This is a genomic window from Henriciella sp. (assembly GCF_029936995.1).
In the GTDB taxonomy this organism is placed as follows: Bacteria; Pseudomonadota; Alphaproteobacteria; order Caulobacterales; family Hyphomonadaceae; genus Henriciella.
Map to the genome: position 1 here is coordinate 20,987 of NZ_JAPYRE010000003.1, position 23,559 is coordinate 44,545.

Annotated in this window: 22 protein-coding genes; 13 read left to right on the forward strand and 9 right to left on the reverse strand. The window is 61.0% G+C overall.

The window, feature by feature from the left end; translation table 11 throughout:
• Positions 1–263: 263 nt before the first annotated feature.
• Entirely contained in the window at positions 264–947 is a 684-nt protein-coding gene (locus tag Q1K31_RS07265; RefSeq protein WP_300378298.1) for a DNA-processing protein DprA, read from the reverse strand.
• Positions 948–1,274: 327 nt separating this feature from the next.
• Here Q1K31_RS07265 and Q1K31_RS07270 point away from each other — a divergent pair, with 327 nt between their 5' ends.
• The gene (locus Q1K31_RS07270; protein WP_300378300.1) at positions 1,275–4,022 is read left to right on the forward strand and encodes a TonB-dependent receptor; all 2,748 of its coding nucleotides are present in this window, start codon (positions 1,275–1,277) and stop codon (positions 4,020–4,022) included.
• 18 nt (positions 4,023–4,040) lie between these two features.
• Positions 4,041–6,650 (forward strand): prolyl oligopeptidase family serine peptidase, encoded by a 2,610-nt coding sequence (locus tag Q1K31_RS07275; RefSeq protein WP_300378302.1) that lies wholly within the window; start codon positions 4,041–4,043, stop codon positions 6,648–6,650.
• Here the strand turns inward: Q1K31_RS07275 and Q1K31_RS07280 are convergent.
• The 5 genes from Q1K31_RS07280 to Q1K31_RS07300 form a co-directional block, all read right to left on the reverse strand.
• The gene (locus tag Q1K31_RS07280) at positions 6,637–8,487 is read right to left on the reverse strand and encodes an asparagine synthase C-terminal domain-containing protein (protein ID WP_300378304.1); all 1,851 of its coding nucleotides are present in this window, start codon (positions 8,485–8,487) and stop codon (positions 6,637–6,639) included. The genes Q1K31_RS07275 and Q1K31_RS07280 overlap by 14 nt on opposite strands.
• Before the next feature lie 12 nt (positions 8,488–8,499).
• Positions 8,500–9,201 (reverse strand): lasso peptide biosynthesis B2 protein, encoded by a 702-nt coding sequence (locus Q1K31_RS07285; protein ID WP_300378306.1) that lies wholly within the window; start codon positions 9,199–9,201, stop codon positions 8,500–8,502.
• A gap of 89 nt (positions 9,202–9,290) precedes the next feature.
• Complete coding sequence (locus Q1K31_RS07290) at positions 9,291–9,431, reverse strand: hypothetical protein (protein WP_300378308.1); 141 nt, start codon at positions 9,429–9,431, stop codon at positions 9,291–9,293.
• A 182-nt stretch (positions 9,432–9,613) separates the two neighbouring features.
• On the reverse strand, positions 9,614–10,957 hold the full coding sequence (locus Q1K31_RS07295) for a tetratricopeptide repeat protein (RefSeq protein ID WP_300378310.1): 1,344 nt from the start codon (positions 10,955–10,957) through the stop codon (positions 9,614–9,616).
• Positions 10,958–11,209: 252 nt separating this feature from the next.
• Complete coding sequence (locus Q1K31_RS07300) at positions 11,210–11,482, reverse strand: hypothetical protein (RefSeq protein ID WP_300378312.1); 273 nt, start codon at positions 11,480–11,482, stop codon at positions 11,210–11,212.
• Positions 11,483–11,816: 334 nt separating this feature from the next.
• Between Q1K31_RS07300 and Q1K31_RS07305 the strand changes: the two genes are divergently transcribed.
• From Q1K31_RS07305 to Q1K31_RS07315, 3 genes are read left to right on the forward strand one after another with little or no spacing between them, the layout of a single operon-like run.
• Positions 11,817–12,089 carry a hypothetical protein gene (locus tag Q1K31_RS07305; RefSeq protein WP_300378314.1) on the forward strand — a complete coding sequence of 91 codons (273 nt, stop codon included), beginning with the start codon at positions 11,817–11,819 and terminating at the stop codon, positions 12,087–12,089.
• A gap of 40 nt (positions 12,090–12,129) precedes the next feature.
• Entirely contained in the window at positions 12,130–12,555 is a 426-nt protein-coding gene (locus Q1K31_RS07310; protein ID WP_300378316.1) for a thermonuclease family protein, read from the forward strand.
• 9 nt (positions 12,556–12,564) lie between these two features.
• A complete protein-coding gene (locus Q1K31_RS07315) occupies positions 12,565–12,735 on the forward strand; it encodes a hypothetical protein (protein ID WP_300378318.1) in 171 nt (56 codons plus the stop codon).
• Positions 12,736–12,973: 238 nt separating this feature from the next.
• Here Q1K31_RS07315 and Q1K31_RS07320 read toward each other — a convergent pair whose 3' ends face one another.
• On the reverse strand, positions 12,974–13,468 hold the full coding sequence (locus Q1K31_RS07320; RefSeq protein WP_300378320.1) for a GNAT family acetyltransferase: 495 nt from the start codon (positions 13,466–13,468) through the stop codon (positions 12,974–12,976).
• A gap of 230 nt (positions 13,469–13,698) precedes the next feature.
• Here Q1K31_RS07320 and Q1K31_RS07325 point away from each other — a divergent pair, with 230 nt between their 5' ends.
• Genes Q1K31_RS07325 through Q1K31_RS07335 form a run of 3 tightly spaced genes read left to right on the forward strand, consistent with a single transcriptional unit; the run spans position 13,699 to position 16,762 of the window.
• Positions 13,699–14,262 carry an antirestriction protein ArdA gene (locus Q1K31_RS07325; protein ID WP_300378322.1) on the forward strand — a complete coding sequence of 188 codons (564 nt, stop codon included), beginning with the start codon at positions 13,699–13,701 and terminating at the stop codon, positions 14,260–14,262.
• A gap of 5 nt (positions 14,263–14,267) precedes the next feature.
• A complete protein-coding gene (locus Q1K31_RS07330) occupies positions 14,268–14,741 on the forward strand; it encodes a hypothetical protein (RefSeq protein ID WP_300378324.1) in 474 nt (157 codons plus the stop codon).
• Complete coding sequence (locus tag Q1K31_RS07335; RefSeq protein ID WP_300378326.1) at positions 14,738–16,762, forward strand: ParB/RepB/Spo0J family partition protein; 2,025 nt, start codon at positions 14,738–14,740, stop codon at positions 16,760–16,762. The genes Q1K31_RS07330 and Q1K31_RS07335 overlap by 4 nt, the downstream gene beginning before the upstream one ends.
• A 122-nt stretch (positions 16,763–16,884) precedes the next feature.
• Here Q1K31_RS07335 and Q1K31_RS07340 read toward each other — a convergent pair whose 3' ends face one another.
• The gene (locus Q1K31_RS07340; RefSeq protein ID WP_300378328.1) at positions 16,885–17,892 is read right to left on the reverse strand and encodes a GSU2403 family nucleotidyltransferase fold protein; all 1,008 of its coding nucleotides are present in this window, start codon (positions 17,890–17,892) and stop codon (positions 16,885–16,887) included.
• A 671-nt stretch (positions 17,893–18,563) separates the two neighbouring features.
• On the opposite strand from Q1K31_RS07340, the gene Q1K31_RS07345 reads away from it, so the two are divergent.
• The 5 genes from Q1K31_RS07345 (at position 18,564) to Q1K31_RS07365 (ending at position 21,932) form a co-directional block, all read left to right on the forward strand.
• Entirely contained in the window at positions 18,564–19,259 is a 696-nt protein-coding gene (locus tag Q1K31_RS07345; protein WP_300378330.1) for a hypothetical protein, read from the forward strand.
• Positions 19,260–20,156, forward strand: coding sequence for a hypothetical protein (locus Q1K31_RS07350; protein ID WP_300378332.1), 897 nt, complete (start codon positions 19,260–19,262; stop codon positions 20,154–20,156).
• Between the two features lie 533 nt (positions 20,157–20,689).
• Positions 20,690–21,013, forward strand: coding sequence for a DUF736 domain-containing protein (locus tag Q1K31_RS07355; RefSeq protein ID WP_300378334.1), 324 nt, complete (start codon positions 20,690–20,692; stop codon positions 21,011–21,013).
• Positions 21,014–21,192: 179 nt separating this feature from the next.
• Entirely contained in the window at positions 21,193–21,435 is a 243-nt protein-coding gene (locus Q1K31_RS07360) for a helix-turn-helix domain-containing protein (protein WP_300378336.1), read from the forward strand.
• Entirely contained in the window at positions 21,432–21,932 is a 501-nt protein-coding gene (locus Q1K31_RS07365) for a S26 family signal peptidase (RefSeq protein WP_300378338.1), read from the forward strand. The genes Q1K31_RS07360 and Q1K31_RS07365 overlap by 4 nt, the downstream gene beginning before the upstream one ends.
• An 85-nt stretch (positions 21,933–22,017) precedes the next feature.
• On the opposite strand, the gene Q1K31_RS07370 is transcribed toward Q1K31_RS07365, so the two are convergent.
• Positions 22,018–23,547: an IS66 family transposase gene (locus Q1K31_RS07370; RefSeq protein WP_290759902.1), complete on the reverse strand. Its 1,530-nt coding sequence runs from the start codon at positions 23,545–23,547 to the stop codon at positions 22,018–22,020.
• Positions 23,548–23,559: the final 12 nt, after the last annotated feature.

Here is a 23,559-nt window from a genome sequence, read left to right on the forward strand (position 1 = left end):
ATGCGCGAGGGCTTCGCAGATCAGCCTTGGTCCCCAGAAGTTTTCAGGCGTAGTTTTCCCACTTCCAGGTATCGGAACAAGTGTTCTGTCAGCGGCCAGAAAATCACGTATCGGTTCAGCTCTTTCGCTCGATAAAGCCTTGGCTAGAGACGTTAACGCACGTTCATTGCCAGCCTTGATACCGTCACAGAGTTTCCTGGATTTTAGGGATTCCGGGCCTTGGCCCCTGGATGAGTAATCGGCGAAAGTCGCAAAATTGAGCCTCAAAATGCTAACTCTTCCTCCGATGTCAGGGATGGCAGATTTTCAAGCGATTGGTCGAGATTTTCTCTTCTTATGACCTGCGCTCCGTACTCGATCATTTCTTTAGGCCATGTCAGGTCCGGGTTCTTGGCAACATTATCCAGAATGAAAACCAGGCGCCCCAACCGTATAGCTTCCCAACCTTGATGTTTGGTTCCGCTTTTTTCGCTTGCCTCAACGATTACAGTAGCATCGGAAATCAGTGCCATTGTTCGGTTTCGCTGCGGAAAGTTGTGCGGGCGGAATGGGTAGCCTTCTGGGAATTGTGAGACTGCAAGGTGGTCTGACGCAATTCTGTCCAGCAACCCGGCGTTCGTCTTTGGGTACGCTTGATTGATCGGGGTTCCAAGCACAGCGATTGTTCTGCCCCCGGATTCAATTGCTGTCTCGTGAGCGATGGTATCGATTCCTGCCGCTAGTCCAGACACGACTGTGATGCCTCTGTCCACCAACGCTTTCGAGAATGCGCGGGCGCGAGACGCCCCCTCTTTGGACATATTGCGAGAGCCCACCACCGATACCCGCAATCCATCCTTGAGCAGATTGCGATCCCCTCGCGCCCACAACTCAGGCGGTGCGTTCTTTCTCTCCCAGTTGTTGAGGGGTTTTAGCAGTTCTGAGGTTTTGACAGGCGTCATGTCCATAGTGCTGCTCTCCAACGACGAATCATAACTATGCCTGAATCTCTATCGATTGGGAAGGACGTTCATTTTATGTTCTTTTGCGTGATCAACGGTACAATCTCAGTCGTTGCCATGCGTCAAAAGCAACACCCACCGAAATATTGCCTTGGTTCGTTGCCTCGCTGGATCTGTGAGCGGCAGCACAAAAGTCGGACCTAACTTCGTAGCAAATCGATTGTCCGCTCTGCGCACATGGTAGGGATTTGGCCCGATGGTGGAGCAGTCTTGTTGACCCTCTGAGCCGGGCCTCTGGAGCCCGGCCGGTTCAATCAGGATCCGGAGGGGATTATGGGCAAGACGATGGGATTGCGTCAGCGGCTGCTGGCGGCGGTGGTGATGTCTGTTGCGGGGGGCGGCGAGGTCTTGGCGCAGGCGGAGGTGCAGGAGCTGAGGCTTGAGGCGGCGCCCCTGGGCGAGGCGCTCAGGGCTTTCAGTGCACAGACCGGCCAGCCGGTGCTGTTTTCCGGAAGCCTTGTCGCCGGGCACATGGCGCCGGCTGTGCAGGGCACCATGTCCGGCGATGCTGCGCTTGAGCGCTTGCTGGCGGGCACCGGGCTCGAGGCGGTCGAGGGACCGGGCGATGCGCTGGTGATCCGGGCTGTTCCTGCTGTGCCGGTTGAGGCTCACCAGGATGAGGCTCCTGTCAGGACACCGGTGCCCCGGAGGCCCGGCGTGGCCCGGGATGAACCGGCAGTGCGGGAAGAAAGCGACCTGCGCATCGATACGGTCAAGGTGACCGGGACGAGCCTGCGCGGTTTTGCGCCCGAAAGCTCGCCGCTCCTGATGTTCGATCGCGACGACCTGCTGCGCTCGGGCGCGACATCGACCGAGCAGTTCATCCGGCAGCTGCCGCAGAACTTCAAGGGCGGGTCGACCGAATTTGCCTCAGGCGGGCTGCCGAATGACAAGAACTCCGCGCAGAACTACACGTTCGGGACAGGGGCCAATCTGCGCGGGCTCGGCTCACGGGGCACGCTGGTCCTGCTGAACGGCAACCGGCTCGCGCCGACATCGGCGATCGGCGATTTTGTCGACCTGTCGCTCATCCCGCTCTCGGCCCTCGACCGGGTGGATGTCCTGACAGACGGGGCGTCGGCCATCTATGGCGGCGATGCGGTCGCCGGCGTGATCAATTTTGTCCTCCGGGATGACTATGAAGGCAGCGAAACCTCGCTGCGCTACGGCTCTGTCACCGATGGCGACATGGAGGAAATCCGTGCCAGCCAGACCTTCGGGACGGCGTGGAACAGTGGCAATGTGATCGCCACCTATGAATACTATCTGCGTGACGAGCTGACGCTGGCCGAACGCCCGGGTCTCGCCGCACCGCCGCTCCAGACGGGCGATCCGATTGCGCAGCGCGAGGCCTTTGACCTGCTGCCGGAACAGGAGCGCAATAGTGGTGTCGTCTCGCTGAGGCAGGAGCTGGGGCCGCAGCTCAGCCTGTCTGGGACCGGTCTCTATTCCAGGCGGGAGGTCTCGCGCAGCACGGTATTTGCCGGGGCGGCCGGGATTGTCACGCGTTCGGATACAAGCTCGGAGAGCGTCGCCCTCAGCGCGGGGGCGGATTACGATCTGTCTGCCAGCTGGCGGATTTCCTCGGACATCACCTATAACCGGATCCGCAACAATGAGATCCTCAACCGGTTTGATGGACGCGGTGCACCCCCGACCGTGTCCGACTTCAGTTCCGACCTGCTGTCATTCGACCTTCAGCTCGACGGCGATGTGATCGACCTGCCGGGCGGGACGGTCAAGGCTGCGATCGGGACGCAGCTGCGCGAGGAGACGTTCGATTTCGAGACGCGTGGCTTTGGTACGATCCGGGATGGCCGCCGCGATGTCACGGCGGTTTATGGTGAGGTGCTGATCCCCCTGGTCGGTCCGGGAAATGCCATGACCGGGATCGAGCGGCTCGATATCAACCTGTCGGGCCGGTGGGATGACTATTCCGATTTCGGGAGTTCGGCCAATCCAAAGATCGGGCTTCTCTGGGCGCCGGCCGACGGCCTGAACCTGCGCAGCTCCTACAGCGAATCCTTTGCACCGCCCACGGTCGGCCAGTCCGGTGCGCTCGACCGGATCGCGGCTGTCCTGTCCTATGATTTCATCCGGGGCGTGTATGGCATCGACCTGCCGGATCCGTCGCTTGACGGTGTCAATCTCATCCAGGTCAATGGCACCGCAGACGATCTTGACCCGGAAACGTCGCGCACCTTTACGGCAGGTTTCGATTACGAGGCCCGGGCGGGCCGTCAGGACTGGTCGTTGAGCAGTTCCTATTATGACATCGATTTCGAGAACCGGCTCGGGACGACCCCTGTGCCGGGCAATCTGAATCTCAATTTCGCGCCCGGGCTGGCCTTTGACAATCCGGACCTGTTCCCCCCGGGGACGATCACCTTTTTTCCCAGTGAGGCGGAGATCGATGCCCTCCTGGCGTCGCTGAGCCGCCCGATCATCATCACGGGCGGAGCAACAGCGCTTGAGAATATCGGATTCATCAACCGGGTGAGCCAGACCCGGAACCTCGCCTCGACACGCACGCGCGGGCTCGATCTCCGGCTCACCTATCGTGCCGACACGGACGAAGGGCTGATCTCGGCCGGGCTGAACGCAAACTATATTATCGACTTTGTGCAGCAGGCCGCACAGACGACACCCGAGGTCGAGGCGCTGAACACGCTCTACAGTCCGGTCGACCTGCAGGCGCGTGCCAGCCTCGGTTTTGCAAGGGGCGGCTTCACCGGGAATTTCTTCGTCAACTACACGGCCGGTTACCGGACCGACAATTCGCCCTCGGCCCGGCGGATCGGCTCCTGGACAACCGCCGACCTGTCACTGGCCTATGAATTTGATGTGGATGCGCCCGGCCTGCTGTCCGGGACGGTCTTCGATCTCAGCCTCTCCAACCTGTTCGACGAGGCGCCGCCCAATGCGCCCACGGCGAGCCGGTTCGGGATCACCAGCTACGACCCGGCCAATGCCTCGCCCATCGGGCGGTTCGTGGCCGTCGGCCTGCGCAAGTCATTCTGACGGGACAGACGGGACATCATGAGCTATCTCCCGGGTACGGCGCAGAGTCTGGCGCTGGCAGGCCTTGTCCTCACCCTGACCCCGCTGGGGGCAGGGCCTGCATCCGCGACACCGGCCGAAGACGCCGCACACCCTGTGACGGTCGATGATGTGCTCTCGATCGGGGGGATCGGGGAGGCGCGGTTCTCGCAAGACGGGGCGTGGCTCGCCTGGAACCTTGTCCCGCCATATGACGCGCTGGAAGACTATTCCTGGTGGCTGCGCGCCTATGGGCTGAGCGGCCACCAGCTCTGGGTCCGCAACATGGATACCGGTGTACAGGCGCTGCAGCCCGGTCTCGACCCGGCGGCCACGAACTATCTCTTCGGCCTGTCACCCGACAGCGATCATGTCGTCGTCCTGGAACACTGGCGGGGCCGCCTGAGGCTGGTGGCCTGCCGCCTGTCGGAGGATGCCTGCGTACGGTTCGATCCCCTGCCTGACATCCGTGACAGATATGTGGCCGGTGGGCGCTATAATGAACGCCTCGTCTGGGTCTCACCGGAAAGCTTTGTCATGCCGGTGCGTGATCCGATGCGGCCCGGTTCGGAACTGCGCAACCGCGCCACGGCAGGCCGGTTTCTCTGGCAGAACTGGAACCGGGCCTGGTCCGGCACGGGGCCGACTGCCTCGCAGGTGGTCAGCACAGGGGGGCAGCGGGCACATGACTGGGCCGATGGCGCGCTGGTCGAGTTCAACATCGTGACAGGAAAGACGCGCCACCTGGCAGAGGGACGCTATGCCGGTGTGCGCGCATCGCCGGACGGACGCTACCTGCTGGCCGCGCGGACCGGAAAGCGTATCCGCCCGCCGGCCGATGTGAGGCCCGTGGCCCGCGAGACCCATCCTGTGTTTGACAGGCGCTATGCGCTCAGCCTGATCGACCGCCAGACCGGTGAGGTCCGGCAGGTCGCTACGCCTTTCAATGTCGACCCGCATTCTCTGGTCTGGGATGAGGCGGGGGCGCGCTTTGCCGTCTATGGCTGGGGTCCGGAGACGGCGCCCGAAAATGGCCGGTTTTATGTCTTCCAGCGCGCGAGCCTGCAGGGAGATGTTCTGCCGCATGCAGGCCTGTCGCCAGCCGGCAACCGGGCCGACGCCTCCTATCTCTGGTGGGGCGGGCCTGCCCGCACGGTGCTTCTTGACGCGGGACTTGCCATACTGGCGCAGGCACGCGGTGAAGAGAGGCCGGACTGGTTTCTGCTCGCGCCCGGCAAACAGCCCTTGCGGCTGACCGGGGCATTCGACCAGGTGCCGCGCGACCCGCTGCATAGCGACGGCGTGTCAATGACGCTTCTGGCGGACGGGGCCGTCTGGCGCATTGTCCCCGGTCAGCCGCCTGTCCGGCGGTCGCCTCCAGCCCTCGGGGCCTTGCTTCCATCTGGCGGCCGGGTCAGTCCGGCGCATGGCTGGTCAAACCAGTTCCGCCTCGGATCTTCCATGGTGCGCTATCCCCTGTCGCCCGATCTCGTCCTGCTTGCCGGGGCTGAAGAGAACGGGGAGACCGCTATTGTGTTTCTGGATGCCCGGCCGGGATCAGCGCCACCCGAAACCCTGGATACCGGACAGGAGGGTGCGCATGTGATCGACGCATCGCGGGCGGCTGGCAGCCTTGTCGCGACGGTGACGGCCGGGGGCGCAACACGTCTGCTCCTTGTCAGGCAGGGGCAAGCCGACATCGAGCTTGCCCGCATCAATGCGCATCTCGATCGCGTGCGTCATCCGGAGCACCGGCAGGTGACCTATATGCTGAACGACCCCGAAAACCGGCTGGCGCCGCGACAGACGGAAGGCTGCGTAATGCTGCCGCCGGATTATGATGCGGGAAAGTCATATCCGCTGCTGGTCGATGTCTATCCGACCGGTACGGGGGGCACATGCCGCACCTTGAAGGATCTACCACAGCCTGCCGCCGTGACCGCGGATCTCTGGGCCGCCCGCGGGTTCATCTATATCCGCCCGGCCTTTCCACTTGACCTGATCAGGACCGCGGACGGCCCGGTTGCAGCTATGGGGAATGTTTTCGACCAGACCGTCGATGCCCTGGTCGCACAGGGCTATGGCGATCCTGACAGGGTGGTCCTCTACGGGTTCAGCCAGGGCGGGCTGCTTTCGCTGGTCACCGCGACACAGACACGGAAACCGGCCGCCGTGATCTCGATGAATGGCTGGGCCGACTTCTTCAGCCACTATTTCGGCGCGCGCGGCCTGATGCGGTATTTTCATCTCGACCAGAATGGCGGCGATAACAGATGGCGCTATGAATGCGAGATGGAAGGCCCAAGTCATTACTGCCCATTCGGATTGCGCGACAGTGCGCTCGATGATCCGGCGGCCTATGCGCGTACCAGCCCCGTTGCAAACGCCCGCAATATCACCGCGCCGGTCCTGCTCGTGCATTCCGACTTCGATTACTTTGACATGGCCCAGTATGATGAAATGTTCGGCGCGCTCTACAGGGCCGGGAAAGAGGCGGTCTATGTCCGCTACTGGGGAGAAGGGCACGGTCCGTCCTCGCCAGCCAATATCCGTGACCTCTGGCAGCGGTTCGATGCGTTCCTCACAGGGGCGGGCCTCATGGAGAACTGACGGGCCTGGGAGGTGTCGTGTTTGCGAGTTCGGCCTTCCACCGCTGCAGCCAGGCTTCGATGACATAATAGATGAGCATCATCCGGCCCGATCTCATGCGGACATACTCATCGCGGCTCAGAAAGGCACGGACGCTGGCTGCATCCACCAGCCCGGCTGAAACCAGTTCGCCCGTGATCAGTGTTTCACCGATCTGCTCACGGTTGGCGGCGAGCTGGTCGATGAAAAAGCGCGAGGCATTGCCCTTGGATTTACGAAGGCGCACCTTGTCGGGCACGAGACCCTGCATGGCGTCGCGGGCAAGGCCTCGGCTGCGGCCCCCAACTGAAAGCTGGTAGGCTGGAACGCCAAGGCAATACTCCATGAGGGGCTGGGATATCAGCGGGTGGACCGTCTCCAGCCCACCCGGCATGTCGAGTGTGTCGCGGATCTGGCACATGTGCACAAGGCTTGCGACCTGGTTGAATTTTGCAGGCAGCACACCATCGGGTTCAACCGCCCATGACGGGACCATACCGGCAGGGTCGAGCGTGGAAAAGGCGGTTTCCGTCACACGTGTCTGCCGGTGACGAATGCCTGTCATCAATGCGTTTTCCCGCTGGCCCGACAGGACAGGAAGTGTCTCCCCGAGGACCGCCCAGATGGATTTTCCCGCCAGCCGGGCCGTGTCCAGAAGCACTTCGCCTGTATCTGCCGCGAGGCCGTGGTGCAGGAGATGGTCGGCGAAACCCAGGGGGCTCCGGGTCTCCAGAAACAGGTGGTCGCCGCCCTGTCCAGTAAAGATCGTGCTGTTTCGTGCGTCCGGGAGCTGGCCGAGCCGGGAGGCGTGGTCCTGCCCGAGGAATTGCCGGTAAGGCCGTGCCGAGAGGGGATGCTCACCGGGGGCGGGAAGGGGCCTGTCGGGGGCGACATCAAGCTCCTGCAGTTCAATTCCGGTGTGGCTGGCAACGGCCCTGGCATAGACCTGTTCGGTGGGATCTTCAGACTGCATGATGAAGTGGATGGCCTTGAGCCGGCCGGCGGGCGGGTTTTCAGCCAGGAAGCCGGCGACAATGGCAGAGTCGAGACCTCCGGAGAGGTTGAGCAGGATGTCGGGATGGCACTGGCTGTGCGCCCGGACCACATGGCGAACGGTTTCCTGCAGCCCGGCGATCGCGTCCGCACGGGATCTCTCCCTTGCCGGACGGGCATGCGTGCGCGGGTCCCAGAGCAGGGCAGTCTGCAGGCCGCCGGATGTTGCGTCGAGACAGGAACCGGCTGGAAGTTCACGGACCTCATTCAGTCCGGTCTCGCCATTCTGGATCTTGTCGTAGAAAAGCAGCTTGCGGATGAAGCCGTGATTTATCGATAGCTTGTCCCGCTCGACAAAATGGCACTTTTCGAGATGGGAGAAGACAAGTGTGACCCCCTGATGGCGCATGTAGAAACACGGGATGGATGAGGCCGGATCCGTGATGACTGAAAGCCTGTCGCCGCATCGCATGAATGCGACATAGCTGCCCCAGTATCCTTCAACCAGTCCAGCCGGACCGCCCGCCTGGAGTGTACGGTCCCTGACCTGCGCCGAAACGGGGGCGGGTATTGCAGGGCAGGACGGGCCGGCACGCTGGAAGAGCGTCCCAAATATCGCGCCGCTTACCTCGCCCGTCTCATCCCTGAGAGGAAGAATACTGGTTCTGTCCGGGGTTTCGGTCAGCTCATAGAGCTCGAATGAGCTGGTCCGGAGGCAGTTTTCCGGCGAGGTATCCGGCCCGGCAATCCGGCTGCGAAGCCTGGCAGCAGACGCTGCCGCCTCCTTGCAGCGGCCATCCCAGGCCATGGCGAAGAAAGCGCGCATAGCAATGGTCTCCTAGACCCTCATGACCGGCTGGTATTCGGCGACCGTATCGAGCGCCTCGTTCAGCAACATGTCCTTCCACACCACCCAGCAATGTGCGCCGAAGGGGGCGAGACGCATGCCGAAGATCCAGTCTGCCTGGATGCCGAACCGCGCAAGGTAGCCGACGAGCAGGAAGCTCCTGAAAAAGCAGGCGTCATGAATGGAAAAGAAGTAGGGCGTAAGCGCATGAAACTGTCTGGTGAGATGGACAATGTCAGCAGTGTCCGCCGTTTGTACGGTACCGATGCGCTCGCGCCACCGGCGCACCTGGTTCAGGCGCCGGCGAAGATCGCCGCGACGGCTATTTCCCGGCCGCCAGCATCGAAGCAATGTCAGGACAAGGCCGGGGGCATATTTCCAGCGCGGTCCTGCCTGCGGATCATCATCCATGTCGAAAACGCAATAGCGCGGCGATGGCGGGTGCGCCGCCGCCTTGGACCGGCTGTCCGACAGGTCCTGCGTGATCAGTCCCCGATCGAGCAGGCGCCCGGCAAACTGAAGCTGTTTGCCGGTGAGGGGTGACGGCCGGTCTGTCCGGAGGATTTGGTCCAGCCAGCAGGACTGTTCGGCGGTCAACCAGAAATAGCGATCTGTGCGGGCATCGAGACCGAGGCAAATCCCGCCCGCCATGCAGGTGAAGACATCTTTCTTCAGATAGTAGGATGCAGGCATGGCCGGGTCTCCTCAGAAAACCTTTCGGCGGCATGAGAACGGTCAGGTAAAGTGAAGGAGGAACGCAGGTTCCTCCTTCACCGGTCAGCTTATTGGACGCGGGAATTGGCCGACCCGCTTCCAAATTCGTCCTGAATGCCGGGGAGGCCTCTGGTCTCCTCCGAAACAGTCCCGAGCTCGATGGGCTCGAACTCGTCTTCGGTGACGTATTCGTCTGTCCTGGTCTTCATGGTCTTTCTCCTTCTGAGTGTACGCTGCCGTTCTGGCAGCGTGGGTATCTTGATCTGAGATGGAGGTTGAGTCAACCATAAATTCATAGTTAAATCAATGTATTAGAGCGAAAGCGTAATATCTTTTGTCCGGGCTGTCGTGGGCAGCCGGCGGGCAGGTGACTGTAGAGTGGCGGGCCGTCCTATGTGTTCATTTCATGGGTCCGCTCTCCTTGCAGGATTATGGGAATGGGGGACTGATGGATGAGGGCTCTTGCTTTTGCAGTGTCGCCGGCCCTGATCGCGGCACGTGCCCGCCCGGCGCTATAGAAAGCTCTCGCAAACGGATCGGTTTCGAAAAGGGCGGGTGAGCTGATGGCAGAGGCAAAGCCAGTATCCTGTCGCGTCCAGCCAGGGCCATAGCTTTCCGCGAGATAGCGGCGCGGGTCGGCGGGGATGGTGCAGGTCAGCTGGCCGAAACACGCTTCGCGCAGGCTGAATTTTGCGAACCGCCACTGGATGTCGCCCGGCAGGTCGCTGAACCCGCAGAGCGTATGGTCTCCCCGGCGTGTATAGACAAAGAGATCGACAGCGATACCGCGGCAGGTCAGGGCGAAGTAGCGGTCCCCCGGGCGGGCACGCCGCTCCAGCATCAGGCCGGGATGGCGGCGGATGAAGCGTGCGAGGTCGGGGCGTTGTGCGCCGGCCTGGAGGATGCCGATATCGACATCCCGGTCATGGGCCAGGAGATGGCCGTCGCGCACCAGGCCGAGCAGGGTGCCGGAGGCGGGAAAGGCCGCAAGGCCCGCCCTGGACAAGACGGTGCAGACCTCGTCAAGGACGTCGAGGGCGGCTGGCGTATCGAGGTCCGGCCCGCTGGCCGGACAGGGCCGGGTTGCGGCAAGGGCGCTCGTCATCTGTCGAAAGGCGCCCTGATAGTTGCCGGTATTGTAGAGCGCTCGCGCGTGGCGCTCACTGGCGGTCGCGCGGTCGGGAAAAGCCTCAGCCCGCGCCGCGATCAGCCTTGCCACCTCTTCGAAATCAAGCATGTCAGCCAAGGCATCGGCATAGTATACCAGTTTAGCGGGTCCGGCTGTTGGCTGGCTGGCGAGCTTGCCAAGATGTTGCCTGGCCATTTTCAGGGCAGATATCCGCTCATGCTCGGACGGGGTTATGTCTGCAATGGACTGCCAGGCCCGCCATATCCCGGCATCGATCCTTACGCATGTCCGGAAGGCTGACAGTGCCGCGCGGCCGTCGCCGGACGCATGAAGGGCCAGACCCAGCCCGTGCCAGCTTTCGGCCATACGGGGCGCGAGGCGCGTTGCCTCCCGGAAGATACGGCTGGCTTCGTGGGCCTTGCCGTCGCGCAGGAGTATACTGGCAAGCTGGTAGTGGGTTCGTGGCTCATACGGGCGAAGGCGGATCGCACGCCGGAACATCCGGGCAGCACCTGTGAGGTCTCCCGAACGGAACAGGCCGGTCCCGGAAACCACTAACGCCTTCCAGCCCCTGCCTGCCTGGTCGTCTACCGGCTTGCTGGCCATTGCCGTTGTCCTGTCAGTCCGCGGCCAGAGCGTACCCCGACACGGTGAGTATTATGGGAGACGATATGAAATTACAGGTAGAATCCATAGTCAACCGGGGTTGAGAGGCGATGAAGCCGGGGGCTTGAAAGTGCGGGCGTTTTTTCCGCGGTACCGCCCCGGTTTGATATTGTATATACGAGATGGAATCCGGTGGTCCGGGTGGTGGGGCTATGGGCCATGTGGCCCATAGCCCGCTATTATCAGGTCATCTTAGTCGGTCTTGGGTGGTTCGGACAGGCTGAGAAGGGTGTCCGGTTCACCAGGGTCATGTTCGCCGCGGAGATAGGCCGGGCCCGGCCTGGTATCCAGGACGATCCAGACCGGGGCCCCTTCATGGACCAGCCAGTAACGGCAGACACCATGATGGATGTTCATGATGGCCTCCAGGATGGAGTGGCTGAAATCCTCCCCTCCGAGCCTGGAGATGCGGCGCGCCGGATCGTCCTCATTGCGTTCGACCCAAGTCACCTGTCTTGCTTTCATGATGTGCGTCCTTTCTGCACTCTTGTGCCGGCGGGGTGCCTGCAGGCCGGCATGCACAGTCAGGGATTCTCCCATCACCTGGCCGTAGGCAGCCCCATTGGCGGTCTGATGGAATGAGCGGCAGGCGTTCTGGCACGCCCCTCCCGCACAGGTGGAGGCGCGTCGTGGGGAGCTGTCTATATTCGAAGTGGAATTATTTTGCGACCAATGTCTTAGTGCACCAGGTAAGCGCCGTGTGTATGATAACCTGTAAGAGAATATGTCGCGGAGTTGCCCGCTTCCGACTTTGCCTTGTTATGTTACTAGAGGTTCCACATAAAGGGTGTCTGAGGAAATGACGAGCGAACGCCCATCCTATCTGACCCGTGAAGGCCATGTCTCGCTGGCCCGTTTTCCGTCCGATCTCCACACGGTCGAGGCCCTGGAACGCTATATCTGCCATATTGCCCATGATCTCGATTGCCTGGAGCATGAGCGCCTGGCGCGGCGGGCGGTGCGCCGGGTCTCTGTCCAGGAGGTGGTTATTGAGAGGTCGAAGGAATCGCGCCTCGGCGTCTTTCGCGCGCAGGCCATTGCGAAACTCAAGCAAATGCACGACAGCAACTGACATGATCTGTGCCCCGCGAATCCGGCTAGGTAACCAAGCCATGAAATGGCTTTTTCTCGCAGCCGGTCTCGGCGCCTGCTCGTTCGCGTCCTCCGAGGAGCAGGCGCGGCTGTCTCCGATCTACTGGTCGGACGGTGACAGTGGCCGACTATACGGCATGGACTTTCGCCTCGCAGATGTCGATGCACCTGAAACGGGTGGGGTCGGCGCGGCAATTGGTGGCGCGGACTGCGAGCAGGAGCGTGAGCTCGGTTTCAGGGCGAAAGCCTTCATGGTCGAGCTTACACGGGAGGCCGATCTCGAAATCACCCATCAGGAAACACCCGACCGGTATGGCCGCACCGTGATCGGGCTCAGCGCCAATGGCGAGGATGTGGCCAGGGCCGGGTTGCGGGAAGGGCTGCTGAAGCCGTGGCCGCATGAGGGGAGCCGGGCGATGACGCGCAAACCGGGCTGGTGCGAATAGGCAGGAGCGATGGGTAACAGGAAGTCTGGCAGGAGTGGGCTGGAGCCCCGGACCGATCGTCCGGCGTTCCTGATATTCGGATGGGGAGAGTTTCTCGGACGGCTGGTGTTCGTCCTGAGTTTTCTCGGCATCCTTGTCCTGGTTTTCATGGCGGTGACGGGCCTCTGGAAACTCTTCTGACGCCTTGCCTGGCCTCAGGCCATGATATGGCGATCACCCTGCGCAGGGGCGCGGGGGCTGTTCTGCTGGCGGCACGCGCCGCCAGCAGCCCGGCTCGTCTCCGGACCCCATGCCTGCCCGGAGCGGGCAGCCCTGCGGCGTGCGGGTGTCTCACCGGTGATCGCGCCAGCCCGCGCGTCCCACTGTCTTGCGCCAGAGGGGTCGCGGGCTGCCTGGTGTCCATAGTTATTTGCCAGCCTTATCCGTCCTGCGGCCGTTCCGGTCCGAGCCATTTGCCGAACACGCTGACCTTCTGCCGTTCATAGCCAAGGGTCTCATAGAGGTGCCCGGCGTCGGCATTGTCCGCCCGCACCATGAGCTGGACCTTTGGAATGCGCCTGGAGGCGAGCCAGAGTTCGGCCTCGGCCATCATTTCGCGGCCATGACCATGCCCACGATGACGGGCATCGACCGCCAGATAGTAGACCCATCCGCGATGACCGTCATGGCCGACCATGACAGTTGCCACGATCACGTCTTGACTGGAGCCGACCAGCAGTGTCGCCTCCCGGCTTCTGAGCGCCAGATCGATATCGCCATCCGGGTCATTCCAGGGCCGCGTCAGGGCGCAGGCATCCCAGAGTGAGACGACAGCTTTGCGGTCGGCTTCACGGAAATCTCGTACATGCAGGCTCATGACATTCAGATATGACCGGATTCGGCGTTGTGGGCGTGGTCCGGTTCCCGCGCTCATTCCCGTCATCCGGACTCTTCCCTTTCAGGCGCGGGTGGGCGGACGACCGGTCTGCCCGGACCCGCCACTGGCGCAAGGCGCCGGATCTGAAATCCGTATGAAAGCATGGACCGCGTCATACCTCGCGCGCCTTGCGCCAGCGGCTGACGGGTCCGGCCTGCCGGCCTTCTCGCCGCCCACCCCCGCCTGATGCGGGAGGGACGCTGGGGCGGGGAAACGAGACTGACACGATGACCACACCACACCCCCAATCCTCTGCTGCCAAGCCTGTTACCGCTGCGCCCCGGCCGCAGCCGCGCATCTATGTCGCGTGCCTTGCGGCCTATAATGCGGGCCATCTGCACGGGCGCTGGATCGAAGCAACGACGCCGGATGAGGTGATGGTGGAGGTCCGTGCCATGCTGGCAGACTCACCGCTGCCGGAGGCCGAAGAATGGGCGATCCATGATCATGACGGCTTTGAAGGGGCTGAGCTTTCCGAATATGCGAGCTTCGAGACGGCTTGCGGACTTGCCGATTTCATTGCTGAACATGGCAGGCTCGGTGGGCTGGTACATCGCCACTTCGGCGGTGACCTTGAACAGGCCCGCGCCGCCTTCGACGATTATGCCGGATGCCATCGAAGTGCGGCGGACTTTGCCGAGGCGCTGCACCGGGACACCGGGACCGAAATCGCTTCCGTTCTTGAATACTATATCGACTGGTCCGCGCTCGCCCGCGACATGGAGCTCAATGGCGACATCATGATGTTCGAAACAGGGTTCGAAGACGTTCACGTCTTCTGGACGCGGTGAACGTCATGGCTTTTACCGAACGTTTCGACAGTCTTGCCTGTGAAGGCGACACGATCCGGTGTGAGGCCGGGGGCTTCACGGTGACGGCACGGATTGTGCGCGATGACTGCCCTGACGGTCCTGACGAACGCCAGGACGGGTTCTGGCCTTCGCTCGATATTGGCGATCCGGGTTTCATTGGTCCCGGTAATCGGCCCCGCCAGCGCTATGATGCTGCCCTCAAACAGGCTGAAGCGGTCATGGAGGCGTGGCGCAAGGATGAGTGGTTCTATTGCGGGATCGTTCTCTCGGTAGAGCGCGACGGCATCCACCTCGACAATCATGCCGCGAGCCTCTGGGGCATCGAATGCAATTATCCAGACACTGACAACAGCTATCTGAGCGACGTCGCAAACGAGCTTTTGCCGGACGCGCTGGCGACGGCGAATGACGCCGCGAAACATCTTGTTGAAACTGTTTCGGGCTGGAGAGCCTCATGAGTTCGGCGCGTGTTCTGACGGACCTGCTCGGTCCGCGCCCCCGGCTGACACTGGTCATTGCCGGAGCCCGGATTGTTGAAATCTGGGTGGAAGGCCGCGCGCCCCTGATCACGATCCGCGACTATGACGAGGGCGAGACCGATCCCGATGCCGCCCGCGACGGCGACGGCTTTGCCTATACGAAAATCAACTGGAGAGACCCGGCATGGGCGCTCGGTCTCTCTTTCTACCCGCCAGAAAAGGAGACCAGTATGGCACAGCCCGACCTCAGACATATCCCGCTCGATGAGCTCAGAATGTCAAAACTCAATATGCGGCATGGACGCAGGAAACCCGATGTCTCGGATATCCTGCCATCGATCCGCGAAAAAGGGGTCCGCCAGACCCTGCTGGTGCGCCGTGAGGGCAAGTATTACGGTGTCATTGCCGGACGCCGCCGTTTCTTCGCCCTGAAGGAGATCGCGAAGGAGACAGGCGAGACGCCGCTGGTGCCCTGCGCGGTCATGACAGAGAAGGATGCCGCGAGTGCGATTGCCGCCTCCGTCATCGAGAATGTCGGACGGCTGCCCGCCACGGAAATGGAGCAATACGAAGCCTTCAGGCGCTTGCATGAGGAGGGCAGGGCGGTCGGGGACATTGCAGCCTTCTTCGGTGTAACAGAGCTACTTGTCCGGCGCGTGCTGGCGCTTGCCTCGCTGTCGGCTCCGATCCGCAAGCTCTATGCAGAAGACGAACTGGACCGCGAGACGATCCGGGCGCTCACGCTTGCCACAGAGGACCAGCAGGCCGCGTGGCTGCGGCTCTGGGAGAGTGAGACCGAACGGGCTCCAATTGGGTGGTCCTGCAAGGCATGGATCACGGGCGGGACCACGATCACCACCGACAAGGCCCTGTTCGACCTCGATGCTTATGACGGTCAGGTCACTGCCGACCTGTTTGGAGACCACGGCGTGTTTGCCGATGCCGATGCCTTCTGGCAGGCGCAATCAGCCGCGATTGCGGCCCGGATAGAGGCCTATCTCGCAGAGGGCTGGAGCGATGTGGTCTGTCTTGAACGCGGGGCATATTTCCAGCGCTGGGACCATGTGGCGTGTGACAGGGAAAATGGCGGCAAGGTCTATATCGAAATCCGCCATGATGGCACGACGCTATTCCATGAGGGGCATATCAGTTCTGCGGAGGCCCGCAGGCGGGAGCGCGCGGCAAAGGGGGAGGCTGGTTCCGCTCCGGCAGCGGTCCGGCCTGAAATGTCCGGGCCATTGGCAGAATACATCCTGCTTCACCGTCATGCCGCTGCGCAGGCGAGCCTTGCTGGGTCGCCTGCGATTGCGCTTCGTCTTATGGTGGCGCATGCCATGTGCGGCAGTGCGCTCTGGGACGTGCGGCCACATGAGGTCAGGACCCGGAGAGCCGAGACGCAAGCGAGTGTTGAAGACTCGAAGTCTGTTGCGGAGCTGGCGGAGGCAAAGACCGGAATGGAGGCCCTGTTCCGGGCGCTTAACACCAGTCCGGCGATGCGTCGAAATGGTGACGATTACCGCCTTTGCGAGGTGTTTTCGGCCTTGCTCGCCATGTCGGATGATGAAGTGCTGAGCGTTCTGGCTGCTGTCATGGCCGAGACGCTTGAGGCTGGGAACGGTGTTTCAGAAGCGCTTCTACATGTCTGCGGCACTGACCTTGCAGCGCGCTGGAAACCGGATGCAGCCTTCTTTGAACTTGTCCGCGACAAGCGCGCCATCAATGCGATGGTTGCCGATATCGGCACGCAGTCGCTGGCCGATAGCTGTCGGACCGAGACCGGAAAGGCACAGAAGCAGGTGCTGCGCAACCGCATTGCGGGCGAGGGCTGCGAGGCCAGCCCGGACTGGCGGCCCGGCTGGATGCAGCTGCCCCCTGTCCGGCTTGTCGATGGTGCCGGGTCCCCGCCGGCCGAGGCGTGGGAGAGAGTTGCAGGTCTTTTCGAGACGCGAGCCGCAGACACGAAGACAGACGCCACCGTTTCCCAATCCGACGCCGCCTGAAACGCCTGTCTTCCAGTTAGCATGAATACCTCGCCCGGTGCAGGCTGCACCGGGCGGTTTGTTCTGGTGGACAATCCCTCTGACCGGCTCAGTGGCGCGCCGGTCTTCAGGCCTTCAGGCCTTCAGGCCTTCAGGGCCGCGGCAGCTTCTGGAAGTTTCTTGAGACTTGCCTCAAGGGTCTCGCGCCATTGAGGCCCTGAACCCATGGCAAGTTCGAACGCCTCCTGGAGTTCGTGGGGCCTGTCTTCGGAAAGGATCGATATCAGAAGGTCTGCCTGCGCAAGGTCCTTCCTGCTCTTCGCTGCAGACGTTGAACGGCGCCGGGTAGCTGTGATGAGCTTGTGAATGGCATAGCGTTCCGGGCGCGGAATCTGGACCAGCACACCGCTCCGGTAGAGGCCGACAGCTGGGATCGGATCGGCAATCAGGAAGTTCAGGAAGGAGAGGGCCTGGGCATAGACTCCAAGTGGTTTCAGCAGGACAATATCCTTCTCGGCGCGCATTTTCGGCACCAGGAAATCGACCATGGCCCCCCCGCCCGTCATCACCCAGCGTGTGGGTCTGTTCTTGCGGTCGAGACCGGGGGCCGGGGTCAGTTTCAGGTCCCTGAAGGTCTCCGCAAGTGAGGGATCGACAGCATCGTCGATGACGAGTTTGAGATTTTCGAAGGCGGCAATGTCGACATCTGACGTAATGCCGAGAGCTTCGGGAAAACCCACGCCGAGTTCGGCGCTGTACATGCGGAAGGCATGTGTCCCGACAAGCGTTCCGCCCAGCCGGAATGTGCCGACGCGCGCCATGGCGTTGAGAACCTTGCCAGTGTCGCGGTCCACGGCAGGAACACCCGCTGCACGTAACTGCGCGACCATACTGGCACACCGGCGTTCGAACTGCCTTGTGTCTTCTGCCGCTTCGCGGGCCTGTGCGATATGGTCTCTCAGTTGCGCTGTGTCGGGCCCGATATATCTGTCCACCACGCGGTCGCCAATCCTCTGGCGTGCATACCAGTAGCGATTGCCATTTGCATCTTTCAGGAAGGGTCTGCCACCGAGCTCGGAAACGGCCCGCATCCTTTGGGCCTCGACAAGGTCCTGATAGGTGGTTTGGACGGAAAGGGGGTGGCTCTGCATGCATACCCTACAGTTTTATGTTTTGTGGGGTATAGCCGTTCCTGTGAAGCGTTTCAAGAATGTCGCAAGTTGTGTCGCCGCGAAACGCAGACGGCGCTGTTACCTGAAAGATGCATTGCTTCGCATAGCCAATAATGGGCGATGATGCCGCCCGTTGCGGCACTTATACAACTTTTTTTAATTTTGCTCCGGCTCGTGTTTTTGCCCTGGAGAGCAGTCGACTGGCCCATCGCAGACTACAACTTGTCCGGCAAGAACAGCCTTTTTTATTGATCGATATCAGCTCTTGACAGACTGCTACTTTAGGTAGCTGGCAAAAGTTCGCCAAATCAAACGCTCATTATCAGTCAAGTTGAATTTTATGGTCATTGGTAAGAGTTTTCGAGATGTCTATGCCGCTACATATGAGGACTGCTTCTGCGACAAAGCCAATTCATTACAAATCTAGTTAACAGGCAGATGGATTAAGAATTGTTCATGCCTCAAAAGGCGAGTTTTGCCTTGTCTCGTCCACAAGGCTTAGCGATAGTTTTCAACTACAGGCCGAAATCTGTTGGAGCAGAACTGTGTGCCAGAATTCTCGACCCCAAAATCAACGCATCAGGCATACTTTACTGGCGGGGCTTCTCGCCACGGCACTCAGTTCATCGTGCTCTCTTGGAGAAAACGCCTTGGAATCAGAAGCGCAATCTCTTGCTCTGGAAAACCCGGACGCAATGGAAGACGCGCAGTTAGTCCAGCTGGACAAGTGTCTGACATCGAACAAAACGCGGATAGATCTTGAGGCATATGTGCATAACCGCCCAAAGGATTTCTATACAACCTGCATTACAAAATCGGAGATCTGCCCGGCTATACTAACTACCGTCAATGACTATGAGCCGGAAATGTATCGCGAATATCCGCCAATATTCGTCTACGCGGATGTTCCCGGCTCCATGAAACCGTTCCTGGTGGGCAGCAAGGCAGGCAGCGAGGTTTATGCTGCAGACGTGGATGTGTTCAATACAGGCAAGCCAGAACGCATCTTCTGGGTGCTGTGGAGCCTCGGCGTAAAATACCCTGGGCTGATGGTCGGAATAAATCCGGATGCTGAAGACCCGCCTATGAAGTTTACGGCAAGAGAGCTGCGTGCTGGCAAAAACCTGTTTCCAAAACTTCTAAGCGAGTACGTCTGGCGACACGAGAGTGGGATCAAGTGGGTGGGAACTACGCTCATAAAGCTGGATAGCCGCGCCTATCTGGCTGCAGTTTCGCCTGCGCGCAATGATCAGCCAGCTTTACTGAGCATCTTCGAAATGAACTCAGCCGATCACGGTGAACTTCTCTGCCAATTCACATCCAGCTATAGTGTTCAGGAGGAATAAATGGCCCTTCGTGATGTCGTTGGGCAAGAGGGACAAGATTGCAAGGCGGAGTCAGTGAACATTTCCAGCGCGTCTGGCGGGGCGGAAAAAGACGTAACCTTGCAGCCTAAGCTACAAGGCGGATTAGCTGCGGCTGGCGTCGCAGCATTCTTGTCGCTTCTCCTGACTGCGTGCTTCGAGGGCGGAGCACAGGCACGCGATGTGCAAGCGTCGGCTGACAATTCGGCCTTGGCGGCGTTACGGCCGACTGATTTGGGGGTGACTGGCCGCCCGTCCGACGGCTTTCAGTTCGTGAGTGAACGCGACCACGAGCTTTGCGACCGACTAATCACTGAATTGAACACTCGGTACCGGGCTCGGTCGATTGGGTCTCCTGTCGCAAACCTTTCCACTTTCCGTGACCAATATCTACACACCGTATATAACAAATACTGGAGACCGGATCCGTCGCAACCTGAGCTCCTTCAGCTAACAACTGTTGACGATGACCGGTTCGATCAATCGGCCCTGATACGGGTCTCTCAGACACTGCAAGGCCGATATTATGATCGCCTTTATTTGGTGCCGCTTGATAATGACGCCGTCGCAACGGCGCGCCGGGACGAGATTACCGATGATGCCGTCTTTTCCGATCTGGATATGGGAAGTCTTATAACGGACAAACACCGACTGGAGCTACTACCGGGCGACATTACTTGGGACAAGTCCGTGCGAGCTGGCGATTTGCTGGAAGCCCTCCACTATGAGGGGCGGCTTCTGATCATCAGAGGTGGCTCATTCTCCAGAATGGACGCCCTGATCCAGCCCGTCGTGGAAGTATTCGAGGTTGGGCGAAGCCTGAACTTAGAGCGGGTGTGTATGTTCGAGCCGAACTTCTTCTATCAACCGGATCCGTAAGGGAGGAATCTCTGGCATGCTCGTTGAGGCGACGGCAAGGACGTTTCGGGAGTAAGTATTGTCACGCTCTGCACAATAATCAGGATGGCCACACCAGAACTTGAGCGAAGACCCGTCGCGGCACATAGTTTCGTTTTTTCGTTTCGTTTCGATCGCGATAGCTGCCCCTTCTCTGTGGAATTCCAGTTCGTTGTCGATCAATACCCGTTCTGGAAACTCGTCAAATATCAGAGAGTGTTTTGGGGGGGGGCTTTTTCAACTTCCATTGGCAAAAGTATTCAGATCCCTTTGTCCCGTCTCTTGCCGTATGACCTGGACGGCCTTCGTCTGGCCCTGAAACCGTCTCGGGCCCTGAATTTTCCCCGCTGCTACGCAGCTTCCTCGCGCAGCAAAATTAAGGGCCCGAGACGGTGCTTCGCTTGCGCTTCGCCCTTTCAGGTTCGGGCCATCCGCCCGACCGTCCTGACGGTCCGGCGTCGACGGGAACAAGGGGTTCCCCGAGACCAGAGCCAAGGAATGAAAGGAAAAACACCATGGCAAACGCACTCGGATATGTCAGCGAAACCAAGATCGGCTTCGAAGGCACACTCGCAATGATGAACCTGTCGGCCTCGATCCGCATCGAGAAGAATGCGGAAAAGGCCGAAGACGGCCAGCCGGACTTTCGCATCTATGCCGGCGAGACTTCGACCGAAATCGGTGGCGGCTGGATGAGAAAGTCAAAAGCCTCTGGCCGCGATTATCTCTCGCTCACGCTCGCCGACCCGCAGATCGGCCCGCGCCGGATCTTCGCCAATCTGGCCCCGGTCAAGGGCAAGAAAGGCCGTCACGTCATCCTCTGGAATGCCCGCGACTAGGGCTGAGGTTCAGACTCCAATCAAGCCGTCCCGGACTTTTGTCCGGGGCGGCTTTTCATGTCCGGGTATGGTTAATGGCGTGGTGAAATAAGATGGGCTCGTGTTTTCCCTCTTCGGTTTCGCGCAGCGCCTGGCAGGCTGATCTCATCGGATGAGACCGGAGATGAAAGGAAACAGTCATGACCGATACGCCACACAAGGGCCTCGCGCGCAGTGACGAGAATGCGCTTCTGAATGTCGTGGAAGCCGCTGCCTATCTGCGCCTGAAACGTTCGACACTTGATCATTACCGGTGTGAGGGCCGGGGGCCCATTTACCGCAAGCATGGCGCGCGCGTTTTCTATACCCGCAAGAGCCTCGATGACTGGTCGAACCGTAACGCGTTCGTCTCGACATCCGAGCGGGCCAAACCCGGTCAATGAGATGGAGATGGGTGTTTGTGGTGCTCGCAGCCGCCACGTTAGCCTCTGCAGTTTTCATATTTCCTGTCAGGGACAAGCTGGTCTGGAACCGCACTGACAGTGCGCCGAGAGGCCTTTACTGGATAAGGCAAAGCCTGGTGGAAAGAGGTGACTGGGTTCTGGTATCTGCGCAAAGCAAGCCCGCAGAATGGGCAGAAGCGAACGGATATGTCGGCAAGGACTGGCCCCTTATCAAGCAGGTTGCAGGCCTTTCCGGTGACAGAATCTGCCGGTATGGCGCAGCCATCCTGATCAATGATGAGCTCGCCTCATGGGCCCGCGAACAGGACCGGAGGGGGCGATATCTCCCGGTCTGGAGGGGGTGCCAAACGCTAGGACAGGATGAGGTTTTTCTTCTCAACCCGCACCCACGGTCACTGGATGGACGTTACTTCGGGCTGCTGGACAAGCGTCATCTGGAGGGCGTCGCGGTCCTCATTATCCGGTCCGGAAACTGACGAGGTGCACACCGGTGCAAGGGGCTGCAGACGTGGGAACGGAAAAGACGGGCGAACCGTATGCGTCCGGAGGTGACACATAATGTCAGACCTTGACGGGATTCTCGGCTTTCCAGGCCCATGGCAGCAGTTCGGCGAGCCGGTTTGCGGGATAGCCATCGGCCATACGCTGGAGGATATCGGCGAGGTAGGCGTAGGGCTCGACGCCGTTCAGTTTTGCCGTTTCGATCAGCGAGCAGAGGATCGCCCAGCGGTGTGCTCCGCCATCGCTGCCGGCGAACAGATGGTTCTTGCGTCCGAGCGCGACGGGCCGGATCGCGCGCTCGACCGGGTTGGTATCAAGCTCGATGCGGCCATCGTCGAGGAATCGGGTGAGGCCTTTCCAGCGGCCGAGGGCGTAGCGGACGGCCCCGGCAAGCGTGCTGCGTTCAGGGATCTTCGCAAGTTGCCCTTCAAGCCAGGCACGGAGATTTTCAACACGCGGCGCGGACGATTTGCGGCGCGCGGCGAGCCGCCAGTGCGGGGCCTTGCCACGGATGTCTGCCTCGACCGCATAGAGCCCGGCGATGCGGCGCAACGCCTCTTCGGCAATCGGCGACCCGGTGGCCTGGGCCACGTCGTAGAACTTGCGCCGCGTGTGCGCCCAGCAGGCTGCGAGCGTCACTTCGGGGCGCGCGGCAACCTGCTCGAACCCGGCATACCCATCGACATGAAGAACACCCTTGAAGTCCCGGAGATGGGCAATCGGTCGCTCAGCTTTCCGGTCCGGCGCGAACAGGAACACTGCAGCGGGCGGGTCTGCTCCGCCCCAGCCGCGCTGCTCACGGGCATAGACCCAGAGCCGACCGGTCCTGGTCTTTCCGCGGCCCGGATCGAGCACCGGAACCGGCGTATCGTCGGCGAACAGATGGTCCGAAGCGAACACGTTCGCACAGAGTCTTTCATGCAGGGCTTCCAGCCACCAGCAGGCCCCGCCAACCCATCCGGCGAGCGTCGAGCGCGAGAGATCGACGCCGTGCCGGGCGAAGATCTGGGATTGCCGGTAGAGCGGCGTGTGGTCGCAATATTTGCTGACCAGCACCTGCGCGAGCAGCGCTGGCGTGGCAAGCCCGCCTGCCATGATGCGTTCCGGCGCGGGCGCCTGCGCCATCGTTCCGCACGCCCGGCAGGCATATTTCGGCCGTATGATCCGCACAACACGAAGCTGCGCAGGGACCCAGTCGAGCATTTCGCTGACACTTTCGCCCATACCATGAAGCGTGCCGCCACATCCCGGGCAGCCCTGATGATCGGTGTCGATCCGGACCTCCTCACGCGGCAGATGATCGGGCAAAGGTTTTCGGTGCGCCGGCGGGTCTGGAACGTCCGCAATGGCCGCTGGCTGGCTTTCTTCGACACGCCCGATATCGCCATTGATGTCCTCAAGACCGAGCGCCAGCTGGCCGGGATCGAGCCGCTCGGCGCTTCGCCCGAACTGCATCCGCTGCAGCTTCTTGATGATCGCCTGGAGCTGTTCGATCTCGTCTTCCCGGCGCTCGACAACGCTCGCCATATCCCGCACCAGCTGGTGCAGAAGCGCCGTATCGGAGGGCAGGTTTCGAAGGTCGATCCGCATGCAGATTCATAC